The sequence below is a fragment of the Niabella soli DSM 19437 genome, from assembly GCF_000243115.2.
Classification (GTDB): Bacteria; Bacteroidota; Bacteroidia; order Chitinophagales; family Chitinophagaceae; genus Niabella; species Niabella soli.
The window spans coordinates 1,444,724-1,461,026 of record NZ_CP007035.1; the positions used below are offsets into that span (position 1 = coordinate 1,444,724).

Sequence of the window (16,303 nt, forward strand, 5' to 3'; positions counted from 1 at the left end):
TAGTAATTTTAAAATGATTAAAGGTTAATTACATTAATCTTTGTTTTGATATACTTCTGCGCAATCGGCAACACTTTATCCGGAGTTAAAGCACCGTCCAATCCGCCGCTATTATTAGCGTCTAAAGCAACCAAATCATTTAAGTCAGCGAAGCTGCCGTTTGATATCTGATCGTGTACCCATGCAGCATGACGTGCTTCTACCGAAACAATTTGCCCGGCAACTACCAGGTAAGCATCCGTTTTTATCCTTACCCCTGCGCCGTTATAAGCTGCAACACCTAAATCCTCAAAGGCTTTTGCAGCAGCCCAAACGCTTGCTGCATCTGTAAAATTGATGGAAGAAAAATCAACTTCCAAAGCAGGAATAGCATTTGATCCTAGTGCTTTCTTAAAAAACTCGCGGTGCGCTATTTCATGATACTGCACATCCTGAAAATAATTTTTTTGCGTAGCTGTAAAAGCGTTTGGTGGAGCAGCCGCCACCTTTATGTAAAAAGCTGCTTCTAATTGTTCTAACGCATAAGCATAATTTAACACGCCTGTATCGTCTTTAAAATCGAGGGTGGCGCCACCCATATTCGGAATCATCATGTAATCATCTGTTGAACAGGCTGCTAAGCCAACGGCACTGGCAGCGCCTAAGCCCAAAACAGATAAGAAAAAACTTCTGCTGCAGGGGGATGTGTTCAAACCCGGTTCCAGCAGAGCTTCCGGCGTGTTGGTAGTTTCTTTTTTCATATCATTCATTTTTTTTGATTTGTAAATTTGAAAACGTATCATCTGAACTACTTGTATTTTATTTACGAGATGTTGTCGCAAATGGATTTGACGAATAGCTATATTTTTTTTTAAAAAGCCTGGCTCAGATCATGTCCAAGAAAAAACAATGTAGAATTCTATTGCCGGCAGTGATGGAACTAACGCTATTTCGCCGCTAAAAGCGCCGGCGCTTGTTACATAGAAAAAGGGGCTGTAAAAATTTACAACCCCGACTACTGACACGCCACATTAACCGCGGCAGTATATTTATTTACGTAATTTTTAAAACAATGGTTTTTTAGGAAATTAAATTTTTCCCATCACATACATTTGGGCCAGCGTAGGCGTAGGACTGCCCCCGGCGTTTTCGAGCGTAATGGCAAATGCCTGGGCATTTTCAATATCTTTCAATTTGCAAACGGTGCTGCACTCGCCCAACATACCTGCATCAATAGGTTTGCCGTCCATTAAGGCCCATAATTGGTATTGTTTACCTGGCGGTGCAGCAGGCAGGTTCTTAATAGAAACATACACGCTTTTGGTGGCTTTGTTCCAATATACTACAACTTCGTTGCCCTGTTTACCGGGCACACCCGCCAGGGTTATTTTCAGCGCATCGTTGCCTGTAATGTTTTTAATGCTATTATCCGCTTCCTGCAATTTTGTTTGCAGGGTGCTATTGTGTGCATACAGTTGATTGCGCTGCAAAGCCAGTTGCTCATTTTCAGCTACCAGTTTTTTATATTTTGAATACGTGTACAGGTTTAACGCTGCACTGGCTATCAGCAAGGCCACGGAAGCCGCCGCAATATATTTTGCAAAACCACCTTTATATACTTTACCTGCGGGTTGAATATTTTCTTCCGCCACAGTTGCGGTTGTGTTTTGACCAGGATCTTCTAATTGAAGTTGCTTAAAAAGCTCCGTTTTTAATAAAGGAGACACGGGAACGGCATGGTGCATAGCCGATGCTTCCAACGACGCTTCAAAGTCTTGTATCGCTTGCTCTACCTCCGGATATTGTTGGCGCATTTGTTCCAGCTCCAGCACTTCGTCCTTATCGGCCAGGCCTAATACATAACTTTGGATTATGCCGTTTTGTATGTACTCCTGTATATTCATTTATTATTTATCCAACTTCTTAATTCAATTAATGCATTGCGCAACCGCGTTTTTACCGTCCCTAGCGGGATGCCGGTAATTGCTGCAATTTCACTTTGGCTGAACCCTTCAAAATAACACATTTCCACAAGAAATTTGTATTCATCACGCAGGTTGTGTACCATTTTCCTAAGCCCGATCATATCCGTTAAAACAGTATCTGCTGCAATGTTGTTATTGTTATCCGTTAACGCCACGTTCTGACATGAATTTTTCCACTCTTTACTCCTTAAAAAATCTATGGCAGTATTGCGCGTAACAGATGACATCCATGTAAACAAACGGCCTTTCTGCTCATCGAACGAAGTTATTTGTTTCCAGATTTTTACAAAACTGTCCTGCAAAATGCTATAAGCCGCCTGCTCATCCTGTACAAAGCTATGCACAATGCCATTCAGCGCTGAAGCATAATTGTCATACAAGCAACTGAATGCGGTCGCGTCCTGTCGCTTTAGCAGGCTAACCAGCTCCTGTTCGGTATATTTTTGCGTGGTTTTCAACAAAAAAAGTTCATGTCAGTAACCAATATACGGCAATTAGGTAAAACTGGATTTGCAAAGTGTAAATTTTTGACCAATTAACTTAAAACAGGGAGTGTCTAAACTCTTTGCCCTGTCAAAATTCAATAGTTTAATTTCCCTGGATTATGAAAGAACTCCGCAATACCCGGTAAATAATTATCGGCCCAGCTAAAAATAGAGCAACACACCCAGCCCTGAGGCCTGGTAACGATAGTCATCGGAAGGGGCACGCCCCAAAAAAGAAAAGCATTCCTTTACTAAACAGCATGCGGGCGCCTATCATAAAGTAAGAATAAGAGGCCGGGAAACCATCAAAATCTGTTAGTAGAAAGCCATGCGTACCTTACCCGGTGAATATATGCCACTTCCCTGAATTACACATTTTCAGGAAGGCCCTGCATTAAAAAAGCGGTTGAAAATTCAACCGCTTTTTTTTACAAATCCCTGTTCAATTTATTTCAGGCTCTTATACAATGTGTCGTATTTCTTTTCCAGCGCGCTATATTTTGCTTTATCGGCACCCTTTGCATCCTGCCCAACAAAGAAATAGTACTGCGCCAGGTTACCCGCTATAATATAATACTGGCGTTTCTGAACATTATCCAAAGGATTTACCTTACTTAACATATCAGCGGCTTTTTCAAAACTTTCTGAAGAAAGTGCGTACTGTGCTATATAGGCTTTCTTTGCATCAGCATATTTTTGCTTATCAGCAGCCGTAGCCTTCGCTCCTTTCGCATCCATATCTTTTTCAGCGGCACGCATCACATCTTCCAGCGCATCGGCTTTCGCTTTATAATGGTCTCCCATCAGTAAAAGAGGCTGCATATCGGTCGGTTTCAGGGTGGAGGCCTTTTTTAAAGTAGCGATCATTTTTGTTTCCAGCTCGGCTGCATTTGCCGGTTTGGGCTCCCCCTCTTTCGCCTGATCCAGCTTCTGGAAAATAGCTTCAGCCAGCGCCAGGTTGGCATTATAATCATCAGGCGATGAAGCTACGATCTTCTCCAGATTGGCAATCTTTTCTTCAAAATTACTACTTCCGCCGATGGCAAAGTCCAGCTTGCTGTAGCTAAAGAAAGGACTTTGCGGGTACAATTGCTTTCCTAATGCTTTGTACTTTTCAAAATTTGCATCATCGTTTTTCCCTGCATAGTAACGTACCAGGCTCTGGTAAACGGTACTATCCTTGGGTTCATGCACTTTCAGATCCGCCAGCCGCGCGTTATATTTGGCAGCTTCATCAACCTTTTTTACGGTTTCGGCCAGGATACCTGCATAGTAATTGGCATTGGTATCAATGGGCCCCGGCAGGTTGATCTTTTTTGCGATCAGCACATCAGACAAATCCACCACATTTTTGAACTTATCGTAAGCAGACTCATAGTTTTTAGTATTGATATCTGCAACGCCGCTGTTAAAATAGGCTGCATATAACTGGTAGGGAGCGTTTTTGTAAATAGGATCTTCCAATAACTTCATCCCGGGATCTGCTTCTTTGTATTTATTGAACGCCTCCATAGCGGTTGCCCTGTTTTTATCAGCCTCAGCAGCCTTGGCACTATCCAAAGAAAGACCGGCATACAAAGCTGCCTTGATTATATAGCCTTCAGGTTTGGAATAGAATTTATCATTTGCCGATTCTTTTTCAAAAGCCTTCATCGCTTCATCATGCTTATTCAACATTAAAGCGTTCTTAACAGCCTCATACTTTTGCGCAAAAGCAACTGTTCCTAGGAACAGGACCGATGCAAAAAGAGTAACTTTCTTAATCATGATTTAATTTTTTAATTTTCAATACGTTTTGAGGAAATATTATTATTTAACCATCACTTTCTCTGGCAATTTTCATTCCGAAATTACCATCTTTCTCATTTAATTTTCACTTTTTTCACCGTTATTTTCTCCTGCCTCATTTTCAGAAGATGCTGCGTCACCGCTTTCCGTTGCGTTGGATAGTTGTTCGTCAGTTGAGCCGTCGGGGGCATCGGTTCCCGCAGTTGCTTCCGGCTCATCGGCGCCTTCCTGTTCATCCACTTTACTGATTGCCGCTATCTGATCATCTTCCTCAATACGGATCAATTTTACGCCCTGGGTAGCCCTGCCCAATTCGCTGATGCCGCTAATGGGCATACGTATGGTAATGCCGCTCTTGCAGGTAATCAGCAGATCCTGCGTGGCATCCACATCCAGCAGCCCTACCAATGAACCTGTTTTTTCGGTTACGTTAATGGTTTTCACCCCTTTTCCGCCCCGGTTGGTGAACCGGTATTCTTCCACCTTTGTCCGCTTTCCATATCCTTTTTCGCTCACTACCAAAACGGATTTATCCGTATCTGCAGCCAAACAAATTAACCCGATCACTTCATCCTGCTCATCGTCTACTTCTATACCCCCCACGCCAATGGCGCCGCGGCCGGTAGGTCTTACTTTTTCTTCAGAGAAGCGGATTGCGCGCCCGCTTTTGACCGCCATCATGATCTCCGATTTACCGTCGGTCATTTTTGCTTCCAGTAACTGATCGCCTTCGTTAATGGTAATAGCATTCACTCCCGTTTGCCGCGGTCTGCTGAAGTCTGCCAGCGCGGTTTTCTTAATGATCCCTTTCTTAGTGCAAAGCACAATATTGTGCGAAGCAACGAACTCCTCATTTTTAAGGTCCTGTACGTCTATAATGGCGCGGATCTTATCATCCGGAGGCAACTGCATTAAATTTTGTATCGCCCTTCCCTTGCCGGTTTTTTCTCCTTCGGGTATCTGGTAGGCGTTCAGCCAGTAACAACGGCCCTTTTCGGTAAAGAACAGTAAGGTATGATGCGTTGAGGCAACAAACAGGTGTTCAATATAGTCTTCGTCGCGCGTTTTGCCGCCCATTACCCCGCGGCCGCCCCTGCGTTGTGCACGGTATTCATCCGCCGGTGTACGTTTTATATATCCAAGATGTGATATGGTGATGATCACATCCTCCTCTTTGATCAGGTCTTTTATCGAAACTTCATTATCCAGGAAGGTGATCTCCGATTTCCGCGCATCACCAAACTTATCTTTTATTTCGATCAGCTCTTTTTTGATGATGTCGAAGCGCATTCCTTCATTCGCAAGCACTTCTTTCAGATGGGTAATCAAGGCCATCAACTCATCATACTCTGCTTTTATTTTCTCACGCTCCATTCCGGTAAGGCGCTGCAAACGCAGTTCCAGTATGGCTTTCGCCTGGATCTCGTCAATACCCCAACCCGCGTTGATCAAATTATCCTTTGCCACATCCGGCGTAGGTGAATTGCGGATCAGCCGGATCACTTCATCCAGGTGGTCCAGGGCAATAAGGTAGCCTTGTAAAATATGCGCCCGCTTCTCCGCTTCTTTTAACTCGTATTTTGTGCGGCGCACCACCACTTCATGACGGAATTCGACAAACTCTGATATCAGGTCCTTCAGGTTCATTACCCTGGGCCTTCCTTTGGTGATGGCTACGTTATTGATACCATAGGAAGTCTGCAGATCCGTGTTCTTATACAACTGGTTAATGACAACGCTTGCGATTGCATCCCGCTTCAGGTCAATAACTACGCGGGTCCCTTCTTTATTATTTGATTCGTTATTGACATGCGCAATACCGTCAATCACTTTATTATTTACCAATTCGCCGATGCGGTTGGTCAGCGCATCGCGGTTTACCTGGTAGGGCACTTCCGAAATAACGATCTGCTCTCTTCCGCTGGGTTTGGTATCTACACGGACCTTACCCCTCAATACCACACGGCCCCTTCCGGTATGCATTCCTGCCTTGATGCCTTCCATCCCGTAAATAATACCACCAGTGGGAAAATCGGGCGCTTTTACGTGCTCCATGAGCTCGTCGATGGTGATTTCATTATTGTTGATATAGGCCACACATCCATCAATAACTTCGGAGAGATTATGCGGCATCACATTAGTGGCCATCCCCACGGCAATCCCGCTGGAGCCATTGATCAGCAATTGCGGAATACGGGAGGGTAATACCACCGGCTCTTTTTCTGAATCATCAAAGTTTAACTGAAAGTCTACCGTATCTTTTTCGATATCGTCCAGCATATGCTCTGCAAGCTTGTGCAAGCGCACCTCGGTATAACGCATGGCCGCCGGCCCGTCACCATCCTGGTTACCAAAGTTTCCCTGTCCGTCCACCATCATGTAACGCATGCTCCAGTCCTGGGCCATCCGCACCATCGCATCATAAACGGAGCTATCGCCGTGGGGATGGTATTTACCTAATACTTCCCCTACCACACGGGCAGATTTCTTGTACGGCTTATGGGCGTTCAGCCCCAATTCGTTCATCGCAAACAGGATGCGGCGATGCACCGGCTTCAACCCATCCCGCACATCGGGAAGCGCCCGGCCAACAATTACCGACATGGAGTAGTCGATATAGGCCGTTTTCATTTGTTCTTCTATGTTAACGGGTATAATTCGATTGTTGTCCTGTGTGCCTTGTGGTTCTAAATTTTCTTCCATCTAAATTATTCTAAATCATTCGGTATAGCGCAAAATGCACTAGTTGCAAATTTAACTTTTTCAGGCCGTATTTCCGATGCTGGAGCCTGCTTTTTTTCGATAATTATCCACTTCTTAAAAACCTTTATTAACAAAGTTTCCGGCAGAAAAAAGACATAAAAAAAACGGCCCTTACAGCCGTTTTTATCTTAATATATCTTTTCCGTTATTTCAGGCCAAAGGCCTTTTTCACCTTGGTTACATAATCCAGTTTTTCCCAGGTAAACAACTCCACTTTCTTAGATACCTTTTTTCCGTCGGGCGCTACAAACACTTTTTCCACAACCTGGGGTTCCTTGCCCATGTGTCCGTATGCGGCTGTTTCACTGTAAATAGGATTCCGCAGTTTCAGGCGTTGCTCAATAAAATAAGGACGCATATCAAACAGGCCTTCCACTATTTTACTGATGGCGCCGTCGGTCAACGAAACCTTGGCGGTACCATAAGTATTTACATTAATGCTGGTGGGCTGCGCTACGCCAATGGCATAGGAAACCTGCACCAATACCTCGTCGCACAACCCGGCCGCAACCAGGTTTTTGGCAATATGCCGGGTAGCGTACGCTGCAGAGCGGTCTACCTTGCTGGGATCTTTTCCACTGAAAGCGCCTCCGCCATGGGCTCCTTTTCCGCCATAAGTATCTACAATAATTTTTCTTCCGGTTAATCCGGTATCGCCATGGGGTCCGCCGATCACAAAATTCCCCGTAGGGTTAATGTGGTACTTGATCTTATTATTGAAGAAATGCTTGTATTGCGGATATTTTTTGATCACCCGGGGGATCAGGATCTCCTTTACATCGTTGGTGATCTTGGCCTGCATTTTTGCTTCACTATCAAAATCATCGTGCTGGGTAGAAATTACGATCGCTTCGATACGGACCGGCTTGTTATTATCATCATATTCCAGTGTCACCTGGCTTTTGGAGTCGGGGCGCAAATAAGTGATCTTTTTATTCTCGCGACGCAATGCCGCCAGTTCAATCAACAGGGTATGCGCCAGGTCCAGTGCCAGCGGCATATAGTTAGCGGTTTCATTAGTAGCATACCCAAACATCATTCCCTGGTCGCCTGCGCCCTGATCTTCTTTTTTCTTGCGATCAACCCCCTGGTTGATATCGCTTGATTGCTCATGAATTGCCGAAAGCACCCCGCAAGAGTTGGCTTCAAACATATATTCGCTCTTCGTGTACCCGATCTTACTTACCACTTTGCGGGCAATATCCTGAACATCCAGATAAGCTTTTGATTTTACTTCACCCGCCAGGATCACCTGCCCGGTGGTAACCAATGTTTCGCAGGCCACTTTTGATTGAGGGTCAAATGCTAAAAAATTATCGATAAGCGCATCAGAGATCTGGTCAGCTACTTTATCCGGGTGCCCTTCAGACACGCTTTCAGAAGTAAATAAATACGGCATAAACTATTGGGTTATTAAAATGATACTAAAATTAACGGGTGCAAATATAGCACCCGTACTGTTTTAAATAAAATATTGCTTAAAGTTTTGAATACACAAGGCGCAGTTTCATTCGTTGTGTGGGGTGGTTGCCTCCACCCAACCGCACCCTGCCCACAGCAGGTGTATAGGTGGTGGTTCCCGCGGGGAATATCAACGGCTGTGTACCCGAAAGGGCATTTACATCTCCGGCGGGCAATCTCGTGTATGCCGGCGCATACAGGCGCATGCTATAGAGCGGTATAATACCGTTCACATACTTCTGTACATAAGGCGTTAAATTAAACCGCCATTGTTTCACCAGATTTCCGGATGGATCTTTTTTATAATAATAGGTTTGTCCGGTGGTGTTAGTGCTGTAAAAACCACTGGAACTGGAAATAGAGAAATAATAGGTTTTACCATCGGATTGCAATTGCGATGTGATCGGGAATGCATACGGCATCAACTTAAAGGCCATGGCCGTGGAATCAAATACGTCCACCAGCATATTCTGCGGAGCGCCGAACAGGGAGTCCGAAACATCATAAACCGATTCCATTTGCAACTCAGCCAGATGCACCACACAATTGGGGAATCCTTTCAAACCGGGGATCTTTAAATTGGCATAGCTACCCGGCGTTGCCTGAATATACAGAAGGGATGCCGGTGTTGCGCTGGCAAAGGCCGCTGCGGCAGGGCTTCCTGAATAATCGCGCTGAATATTGCTCGCAACTGCATCGTTGGCGCCCAGCGTAATGCTCGCAAAACTGGTATCGATCTTACCCGCTGTAGTGGGGTCATCATACTTGTAATAAACCACCAGCGATGTTAGGGAGCTGTCGCTCGCATCGCCGGAAGGCCGCACCACCATCAACCCATTTCCGCCACCGGTCGATTTTATAGCAAAGCCTTTAAAAAAGGTTCTGAAGGTAGAATCATTATGGTAAGGAGCGCTGGCGCCAGCGGAATCATAAGCCAAAAGCCGCTGGCCAAAGCTGTTGTCCAACTTTATTCTTATCTCATTCGCCGTTGTGTGTGTATTAGGATAGCTTACTACCTGGAAACTATCTTTAAGATGCGCCGGTATCACTGTTGCCGTTCCTAAAACACCCGCTGTGGGAAAAGTTTGGGACAGCAGGTAGCTGGAATCCACCCTGAATTGGGCAGATTGATCTATTTCTGAAACCTGCAGGGTTTGCGGGATCGTGGTATCGCCATAAGTACCGGCATGCTTTAAAACAAGCACTACGGAATCCAGGTATAATTTACCCGGCACATTTTTAAAAGGGTAAGCGGTGGGCGACAATTGCAGATACATCTGGGCATCTGTTTTGCCAAAAAGCGGGTCGCTTGAGATTTTACCAATCATCTGATAAAACGCCAGTCCCGTCCGGAACGAATCCGCATCCAGGGCAAACTGGCCATTTGTGGTAGTTACATCAATAGTTGTATCAAACGTGTGCACATTATCTATAGGAGGCAAAACATTCTGGCCCAAATCCGTGGCCACATTTATTTTACTGCAGGAAAATAAAAAAAGCGCGGCAACTAGTGTGGTAATGCTAACGGAAAGAATAAGCGTTCTTTTCACAAAAAAAATTGAATTTAATTAGCTAAGCTATTTAAACATTTAATAAACCACATAGTTTTTGATCCTAGTATTGCTTCACTAAAGTAACTTCTATGAACCTATGCGATTATAATGCGTCTAAACAATTCAGGGTTATGATAAAATCAGCTCGCAAGATCGTGATAGAGTTGTAAATACTCTGTTAAATCGGAATCTTCCTTAAACAACAGCGTTTTTTTCCCTCTCACCTTCGAAAATTCGGTCACCAGTTTCTTATCCGTATCGGCCGAGCCAAAAGTAATAGCATCCGAAAAAGTTGCGCCGCCACGCATCAGAGCCACATTGGTTCCATCTTTATACACTTCCAGGTCTTTTTCCTTTAATGAAGGATGAATCAGCGCTTTGGAAATAAATCCCTTGCCCAGTTTTTCTTTAAAAGTGGTTTCGCCAATGGTGTAAACAATTTTGCTGTGCGCAAATACCGGCTCCTTGCGGTATACGGTTTTAAGATAGAAAGGGATCAGCCCTGTCATCCAGCCGCTGCAATGGATCACATCCGGCGACCAGCCGAATTTCTTCACAGTCTCCAGGGCGCCTTTGCTGTAAAAAACAGTTCTCAGGTCATTGTCCTCGAACCATTTATCATTTTCATCGTGAAACAGCGACTTTCTTTTGAACAGCTCCTCGTTTTCCAGGAAATACACCTGTAAACGGGCGCTGGGCAAAGAAGCTACCTTTATCTGCAAAGGCAGGTCGTCATTGTCAACGGTAACATTAATCCCTGAAAGTCTTACCACCTCATGTAACCGATGCCGCCGCTCATTAATGCTCCCAAAACGAGGCATAATGCAACGCACTTCAAAATTGTTATCATTGGCTTTGATGGCAAGTTTATTAACGGTTTCAGAGAATTCTGTCAATTCAAGGTAGGGTGACATTTCATTGGCTATAAATAAGATTCTTTTCTTTGCTGACATGTCTTAGAAACTTTTAAAGGGTGCAAAGTTACATTATTATAGCCAAACAGGCGTATAAATTGATGCGAATATTCTAATTTGCAGGATGGTTCTGTTTAAAAAGAAGGATGATATTCAGCGTTTTATTGCCCAATTACGTCAAAAAAACAACAAAATAGGCTTTGTTCCCACCATGGGGGCGCTGCACGAGGGGCATATAAGCCTGGTGCGGGCGGCCCGGGAAAAATGCACCATCGTGGTATGCAGCATTTTTGTAAACCCTACCCAATTCAACGATAAAAAAGATCTTGAAAAATACCCCCGCACGATAGAACAGGACATTGCCCTGCTGATCAAAAATGAATGCGATATTATATTTTGCCCGGAGGTTGCTGAGCTGTATCCCGATGGGACCGAGCAGCAACCGCACTTTGAGCTGGGCCCGGTTGAATTTATCCTGGAAGGAAAATACCGGCCGGGGCATTTCCAGGGGGTGGCAACGGTTGTTAGTAAATTATTTTCTATCGTAAAGCCCGACGAAGTGTTTTTTGGTCAAAAGGACCTGCAGCAAACCAAAGTTATCGAACGCCTGATCAAAAATACACCTGCTTTTGGGAGCATACATTTGAACATCGTTCCTACCCTGCGTACCGAAAGCATGCTGGCCCTAAGCAGCCGCAACACAAGACTGACCACTGAACAATTGACCATAGCGCCTGTTATTTATGAAACACTACGGTTCCTGAAGCAGCATCTTGCTAAAGGTGATCTTTCCCCGGTTATTGAAAGAGCCACGGCAATGCTGGAACATAGAGGTCTGAAAACGGACTATGTTACCATAGCCGATAAGGAAACATTGGAAGCTGTAAAGGAATGGGATGGTCATACAAAACTTGCGGGGCTGGTTGCGGCTTTTTTGGGTGAAGTGCGGCTGATCGACAACTTAATACTGACTGATTAGGAAACCTGATACAATTCAAATAATTTTGCAGCTAAATTTACCTGGAATGGCAAAAGTTATATTAAAAAGAGTGAGTGGGGATTACGGGTTTGATACCGTAAATGAAAATGGCACGGTTGTAAAAATGGACTCTAATCCCGAGATGGGCGGAACAGAATATGGCGCCCGCCCAATGCAATTATTATTAAATGCCCTGGCGGGATGCGCCAGTATTGATGTGATCAGTATTTTAAAGAAGCAGCGCCAGGAGATAAAAGATTATTCGGTTACCGTAACCGGCGAAAGAGAAGCAGGTGTTGAACCTTCCCTTTGGAAGGAAATTCAAATGGTTTTTGAAATTACCGGCAATGTGGAGGAAGGAAAAGCCCAGCGCGCGGTAGAAATATCTTTAAATAAATATTGCTCTGTGGCGGTTACTCTTGTAAAAGCCGGAGCAACTATTCAAACAAACGTGATTGTTCGCAACGCATGAAGTGAATAGTCAATAGGGAGTAGTGAATAGGGAACCTTACGCTTTTCAGGCATTTCATATGTTACCCGTTCCTTTTCACGTTTGACCTGTCCCCTCTCACGTTTTAATGTTGCAGATCTTCCCAATAAAATTTAGTTTAGTTTACTACAGTATTACTTGAATGAGCAATAGAAAATTACACCCCTCCACAATCGCCGTACGGGCGCAGGTGGAACGTACGAATCAAATGGAGCACTCGGCTCCTCTGTTCTTAACCAGCAGTTTCGCTTTTAACACAGCTGAAGATATGCGCGCGGCTTTTGCTGATGAAGTGGAAGCCAATATTTACAGCCGGTACAGCAATCCAAATGTGGATGAGTTTGCCAATAAAATGGCTTTGTTAGAAGGCGCCGAAGCGGGCTTTGCCGTAGCAAGCGGTATGGCGGCGGTATCGATGTCTTTTTTTGCATTACTGAAAGCCGGCGATCATTTGCTGTGTAGCCGCTCTATGTTTGGAGGCACCAACACCGTAGTTACAAAATTCCTGCCCCGGTTTGGCATTGAATATACATTGGTGCCGGCAGACGATATTGCGGCCTGGGAAGCCGCCGTGCGGCCCAATACAAAAATGATCTACCTGGAAACCCCTACCAATCCCCAGTTAGAGCTGATCGACCTGGAAGCCGTAGGCCGGCTGGCCAAAAAACACAACATCATTTACAATGTTGACAATTGTTTTGCTACGCCTGCATTGCAAACCCCCATTGATTTTGGGGCGGATCTGGTTATTCATTCCGCCACCAAATGGCTGGACGGGCAGGGCCGTGTTTTAGGCGGCGTGGTTGTGGGTAAAAAGGAACTCATTCACGACATTTATCTTTTCTGCCGGAATACGGGACCTTCCCTTTCTCCGTTTAACGCCTGGGTACTTTCAAAGAGCCTGGAAACACTGGACGTGCGTATACAGCGTCATTCAGAAAACGCCCTGGCAATAGCGAAACATTTTGAGAATCATCCCAAATTAAAATGGGTTAAATATCCTTTTCTACCCTCCCATCCGCAATATGCGATTGCACAAAAACAAATGAAGGCCGGCGGCGGCATTGTTTGTTTAGAGCTGGCCGGCGGTTTGGAAAGCGGGCGCCGGTTTATGGATGCGCTGCAAATTTTATCGCTGACGCCCAACCTGGGCGACTCCAGGAGTATTGCCTCCCACCCGGCAAGCACCACCCACTCCAAAGTGCCTCCTGCCGATCAGCTGGCCGTGGGCATTACCCCGGGATTGATCCGCATTTCCGTGGGACTGGAGCATGTGGACGATATTATTTATGATATAGAACAGGCACTGGAACAGGCATAACGTCTGATGTTTCGATGTCTGATATCTGACGTTTCAAGTTTACCGACACACACGCACAATGCTCCATGCATAAGGCTTAATGCTAAACGTTAACCAAAGCATTATGCGTTTTGCATTGCGCGTTCAGCGTTCAAAGCATTATTTTCTTCAGCAGGCCTACATTGATATGACCGTTTTGATGTATGACGTTTGACGTTTGTCAACAATGGATTATTTCATTTAAGAAAATGTTGCAGGTTACAGGTTTCTGGTTACAGGATGAATACGCCAAACGCTCAATGCATAAGGCTTAACGCAAAACGTTGATCAAAGCATTATGCGTTTTGCGTTAAGCATTGCGCATTCGTTCAAAGCATCATCTTCACCACCATTTCCTTCAGGAGGTCGGCGTCGGCAATCCGGGTGGCATTGATCCCCAAACTTTTCAGGTTATATTGGTGCAATAATAATAACACCCGTTCCACCCCATCGTAATTATACATTTTGGCGGCCTGGGCATAGCTCTTATAAAAAAAGGAGTTCACCCCTATCTGTTTTGCAATAGCATCGTCCCCTCCGGAGGCTCCGTAAATCATAAATACTTTACTAAAAAAAGCATAAAGCGAAGGCAGTACCAGTTGAATGGGCGCGGCTTTGGGATTATCACCAAAATATTGGATCACCCGGATGGCTTTTGGAAAGTCTTTCACCGCGATGGCAGTTTGCAGTTCAAAGATGTTAAAGTCCTTGCTGATGCCCACGAAATTTTCGATATCCTCTTCCGTTATCGATTTCCGGTCTTTTAAATTGATGAGTATTTTCTGTACTTCATTTTCGATGCGGGCCAGATCATTCCCGATATGATCCACCAGGAGCATTACCGCTTTGGGGGTTATGGTATGTCCCAGTGCGGTGACCAGGTTATTCACCCATTCGGGCAGCGCGTTGTCGTATATCTTTTTGGTGCTTAAAAATTCGGATTTTTCTTTAACCAGTTTCGCAAACTTGGTGCGGGCGTCCAGCTTTTTATCTTTATACGCTACAATAAAAATAGTAGATCCTAATGGTTGCTGAAAATAGGCTTCCAGCTTGTCCAGTTCTTTTAGTTGCTGGGCCTCTTTTAAAATAACGACCTGGCGGTCAGAAAACATCGGGTACTTCCGGCAGGCGTTTATGATATCTGCCCAGTTCGCATCCCGTCCATAAAAAATAGTCAGATTAAAAGAAGCTTCACTTTCTGATAAAATTTTTTCTTCCGCATAATTGACCAGTTGATCAATATAATAGTCCTCCTCTCCTTCGAGCCAATAAATTGGTTTGTAAGTCTTTTTACCCCATTCATTCAGAATTTTATCGACGCTCATACAGCGCAAGATACTATTTTTAACAAACTATAAATATTAGATAAAAGCACATATGTAGCCGGTAAAAAAGTGCTTTGGCATAATTTGTGTTTCCTAATGATTATTGGTGTTCAACATATATTTATATTTCTTATATATTGACCGCTCACATCTTTAACGTGTAAAATTATTATTATTTAAAATTTTGATGAATTATGGCAAACACGAATTATCCGTCAGCTTCTTCCCAACAAACAGGCGCGCCGCGTACTCCCGGTAACAACACGGGCAGGAACGTGTTAATTGGTTTACTGGTTGCAGCGCTTTTAGGTACCTGGGGTTATATCCTATGGAGCAAAAATGCACCTTCCGGAACAGGCACTACCGCCAGTACTAATCCCGAAGTGGCTACAGCAATGTCTGAGTCCGATTCATTGAGACAAATGTTCAACCTGGCAGAGATGCGCCTGGATTCCATTACCGGTGCGAACAACAACCTGCAGGGTGAAAAGACCACGCTTCAAAAAGAAATCGATGATCGCAAAGCTGAGATCACCAAAATCCTGAACGACAAAAAAGCCACCGCAGGCGATTTGCAAAAGGCGCGTCATCTGATTGGCGAATTAAATGGTCAGATCGGCAAACTGGAAGCCCAGGTAACACAGTTGAGAGGTGAAAACCAGGAACTGACCGCCCGCAACACACATCTGAGCCAGGAAAAAGATGTATTGAATCAGAACCTGGATACAAGAACAAAGGAAAATGATGCTTTAGCCAGCACCGTTGACGTGGGTAGCACGCTGGCCGCTTCAGGTATGAGCATTACTCCGTTAAAAGAAAAAAGAAACGGTAAAGAAAAGCAAACCAACTTTGCCCGTAAGGTAGATTTGCTGCGCGTTGCATTCAATGTGGAAAACCGCATCACGACCTCTGGTCCGGCCGATCTGTATGTGATCGTTACCGATCCTAAGGGCACTGTGGTTCAAAACACGCAATTATCTTCCGGTTCTATGACTACCCGCCAGGATGGCGACAGAAACTTTACTGCAAAAGTTCCCGTTGAATATGAGCAGGGTACCCGCAAAGGAGTAGCTTTCCCTATTCAGAATCCAGACGGTTTTGTGCCCGGCGACTACAAAATTGAAGTATATCACAACGGGTTTAAAATTGGCGAAGGGATCCGCAGTTTAAGAAAAGGCATATTTGGCTAATACCAAATACCAATTTTAGTTAGATAAATTTTAACAGCGCCGTTCATAAAAT

At 44.6% G+C, this 16,303-nt stretch carries 13 protein-coding genes; 4 read left to right on the top strand and 9 right to left on the bottom strand.

All coding sequences use genetic code 11. The annotated features are described in order from the left end of the window. Window positions 1-17: 17 nt before the first annotated feature. The 8 genes from NIASO_RS06195 to NIASO_RS06230 all read right to left on the bottom strand — a co-directional run bounded on the left by NIASO_RS06195 (window position 18) and on the right by NIASO_RS06230 (window position 10,967). Window positions 18-740: a ferritin-like domain-containing protein gene (locus NIASO_RS06195; protein ID WP_008585154.1), complete on the bottom strand. Its 723-nt coding sequence runs from the start codon at window positions 738-740 to the stop codon at window positions 18-20. A gap of 327 nt (window positions 741-1,067) precedes the next feature. Further along, a complete protein-coding gene (locus NIASO_RS06200) occupies window positions 1,068-1,883 on the bottom strand; it encodes an anti-sigma factor (protein ID WP_008585153.1) in 816 nt (271 codons plus the stop codon). Then, window positions 1,880-2,422: an RNA polymerase sigma factor gene (locus NIASO_RS06205; RefSeq protein ID WP_044046288.1), complete on the bottom strand. Its 543-nt coding sequence runs from the start codon at window positions 2,420-2,422 to the stop codon at window positions 1,880-1,882. Before NIASO_RS06205 ends, NIASO_RS06200 begins: the two co-directional genes overlap by 4 nt. Window positions 2,423-2,896: 474 nt before the next feature. Beyond that, the gene (locus NIASO_RS06210) at window positions 2,897-4,216 is read right to left on the bottom strand and encodes a hypothetical protein (RefSeq protein ID WP_008585151.1); all 1,320 of its coding nucleotides are present in this window, start codon (window positions 4,214-4,216) and stop codon (window positions 2,897-2,899) included. A gap of 99 nt (window positions 4,217-4,315) precedes the next feature. Continuing rightward, window positions 4,316-6,940 (bottom strand): DNA gyrase subunit A, encoded by a 2,625-nt coding sequence (gene gyrA, locus NIASO_RS06215; RefSeq protein ID WP_008585150.1) that lies wholly within the window; start codon window positions 6,938-6,940, stop codon window positions 4,316-4,318. 205 nt (window positions 6,941-7,145) lie between these two features. Continuing rightward, window positions 7,146-8,399: a methionine adenosyltransferase gene (metK, locus tag NIASO_RS06220; protein ID WP_008585149.1), complete on the bottom strand. Its 1,254-nt coding sequence runs from the start codon at window positions 8,397-8,399 to the stop codon at window positions 7,146-7,148. A 79-nt stretch (window positions 8,400-8,478) separates the two neighbouring features. Continuing rightward, complete coding sequence (locus NIASO_RS06225) at window positions 8,479-10,011, bottom strand: DUF4270 domain-containing protein (RefSeq protein WP_008585148.1); 1,533 nt, start codon at window positions 10,009-10,011, stop codon at window positions 8,479-8,481. A 143-nt stretch (window positions 10,012-10,154) separates the two neighbouring features. Continuing rightward, window positions 10,155-10,967: a glycogen/starch synthase gene (locus NIASO_RS06230; protein WP_008585146.1), complete on the bottom strand. Its 813-nt coding sequence runs from the start codon at window positions 10,965-10,967 to the stop codon at window positions 10,155-10,157. Between the two features lie 85 nt (window positions 10,968-11,052). On the opposite strand from NIASO_RS06230, the gene panC reads away from it, so the two are divergent. The 3 genes from panC (at window position 11,053) to NIASO_RS06245 (ending at window position 13,718) form a co-directional block, all read left to right on the top strand. After that, window positions 11,053-11,907, top strand: a complete 855-nt coding sequence (panC, locus tag NIASO_RS06235) for a pantoate--beta-alanine ligase (protein WP_008585144.1) — start codon at window positions 11,053-11,055, stop codon at window positions 11,905-11,907. Window positions 11,908-11,953: 46 nt separating this feature from the next. After that, window positions 11,954-12,379, top strand: coding sequence for an OsmC family protein (locus NIASO_RS06240; RefSeq protein WP_008585143.1), 426 nt, complete (start codon window positions 11,954-11,956; stop codon window positions 12,377-12,379). Between the two features lie 160 nt (window positions 12,380-12,539). After that, on the top strand, window positions 12,540-13,718 hold the full coding sequence (locus NIASO_RS06245) for a trans-sulfuration enzyme family protein (protein ID WP_008585140.1): 1,179 nt from the start codon (window positions 12,540-12,542) through the stop codon (window positions 13,716-13,718). Between the two features lie 347 nt (window positions 13,719-14,065). On the opposite strand, the gene holA is transcribed toward NIASO_RS06245, so the two are convergent. Further along, the gene (gene holA / locus NIASO_RS06250; RefSeq protein ID WP_008585138.1) at window positions 14,066-15,061 is read right to left on the bottom strand and encodes a DNA polymerase III subunit delta; all 996 of its coding nucleotides are present in this window, start codon (window positions 15,059-15,061) and stop codon (window positions 14,066-14,068) included. Window positions 15,062-15,255: 194 nt separating this feature from the next. Between holA and NIASO_RS06255 the strand changes: the two genes are divergently transcribed. Next, window positions 15,256-16,251, top strand: a complete 996-nt coding sequence (locus NIASO_RS06255; protein ID WP_008585137.1) for a coiled-coil domain-containing protein — start codon at window positions 15,256-15,258, stop codon at window positions 16,249-16,251. Window positions 16,252-16,303: the final 52 nt, after the last annotated feature.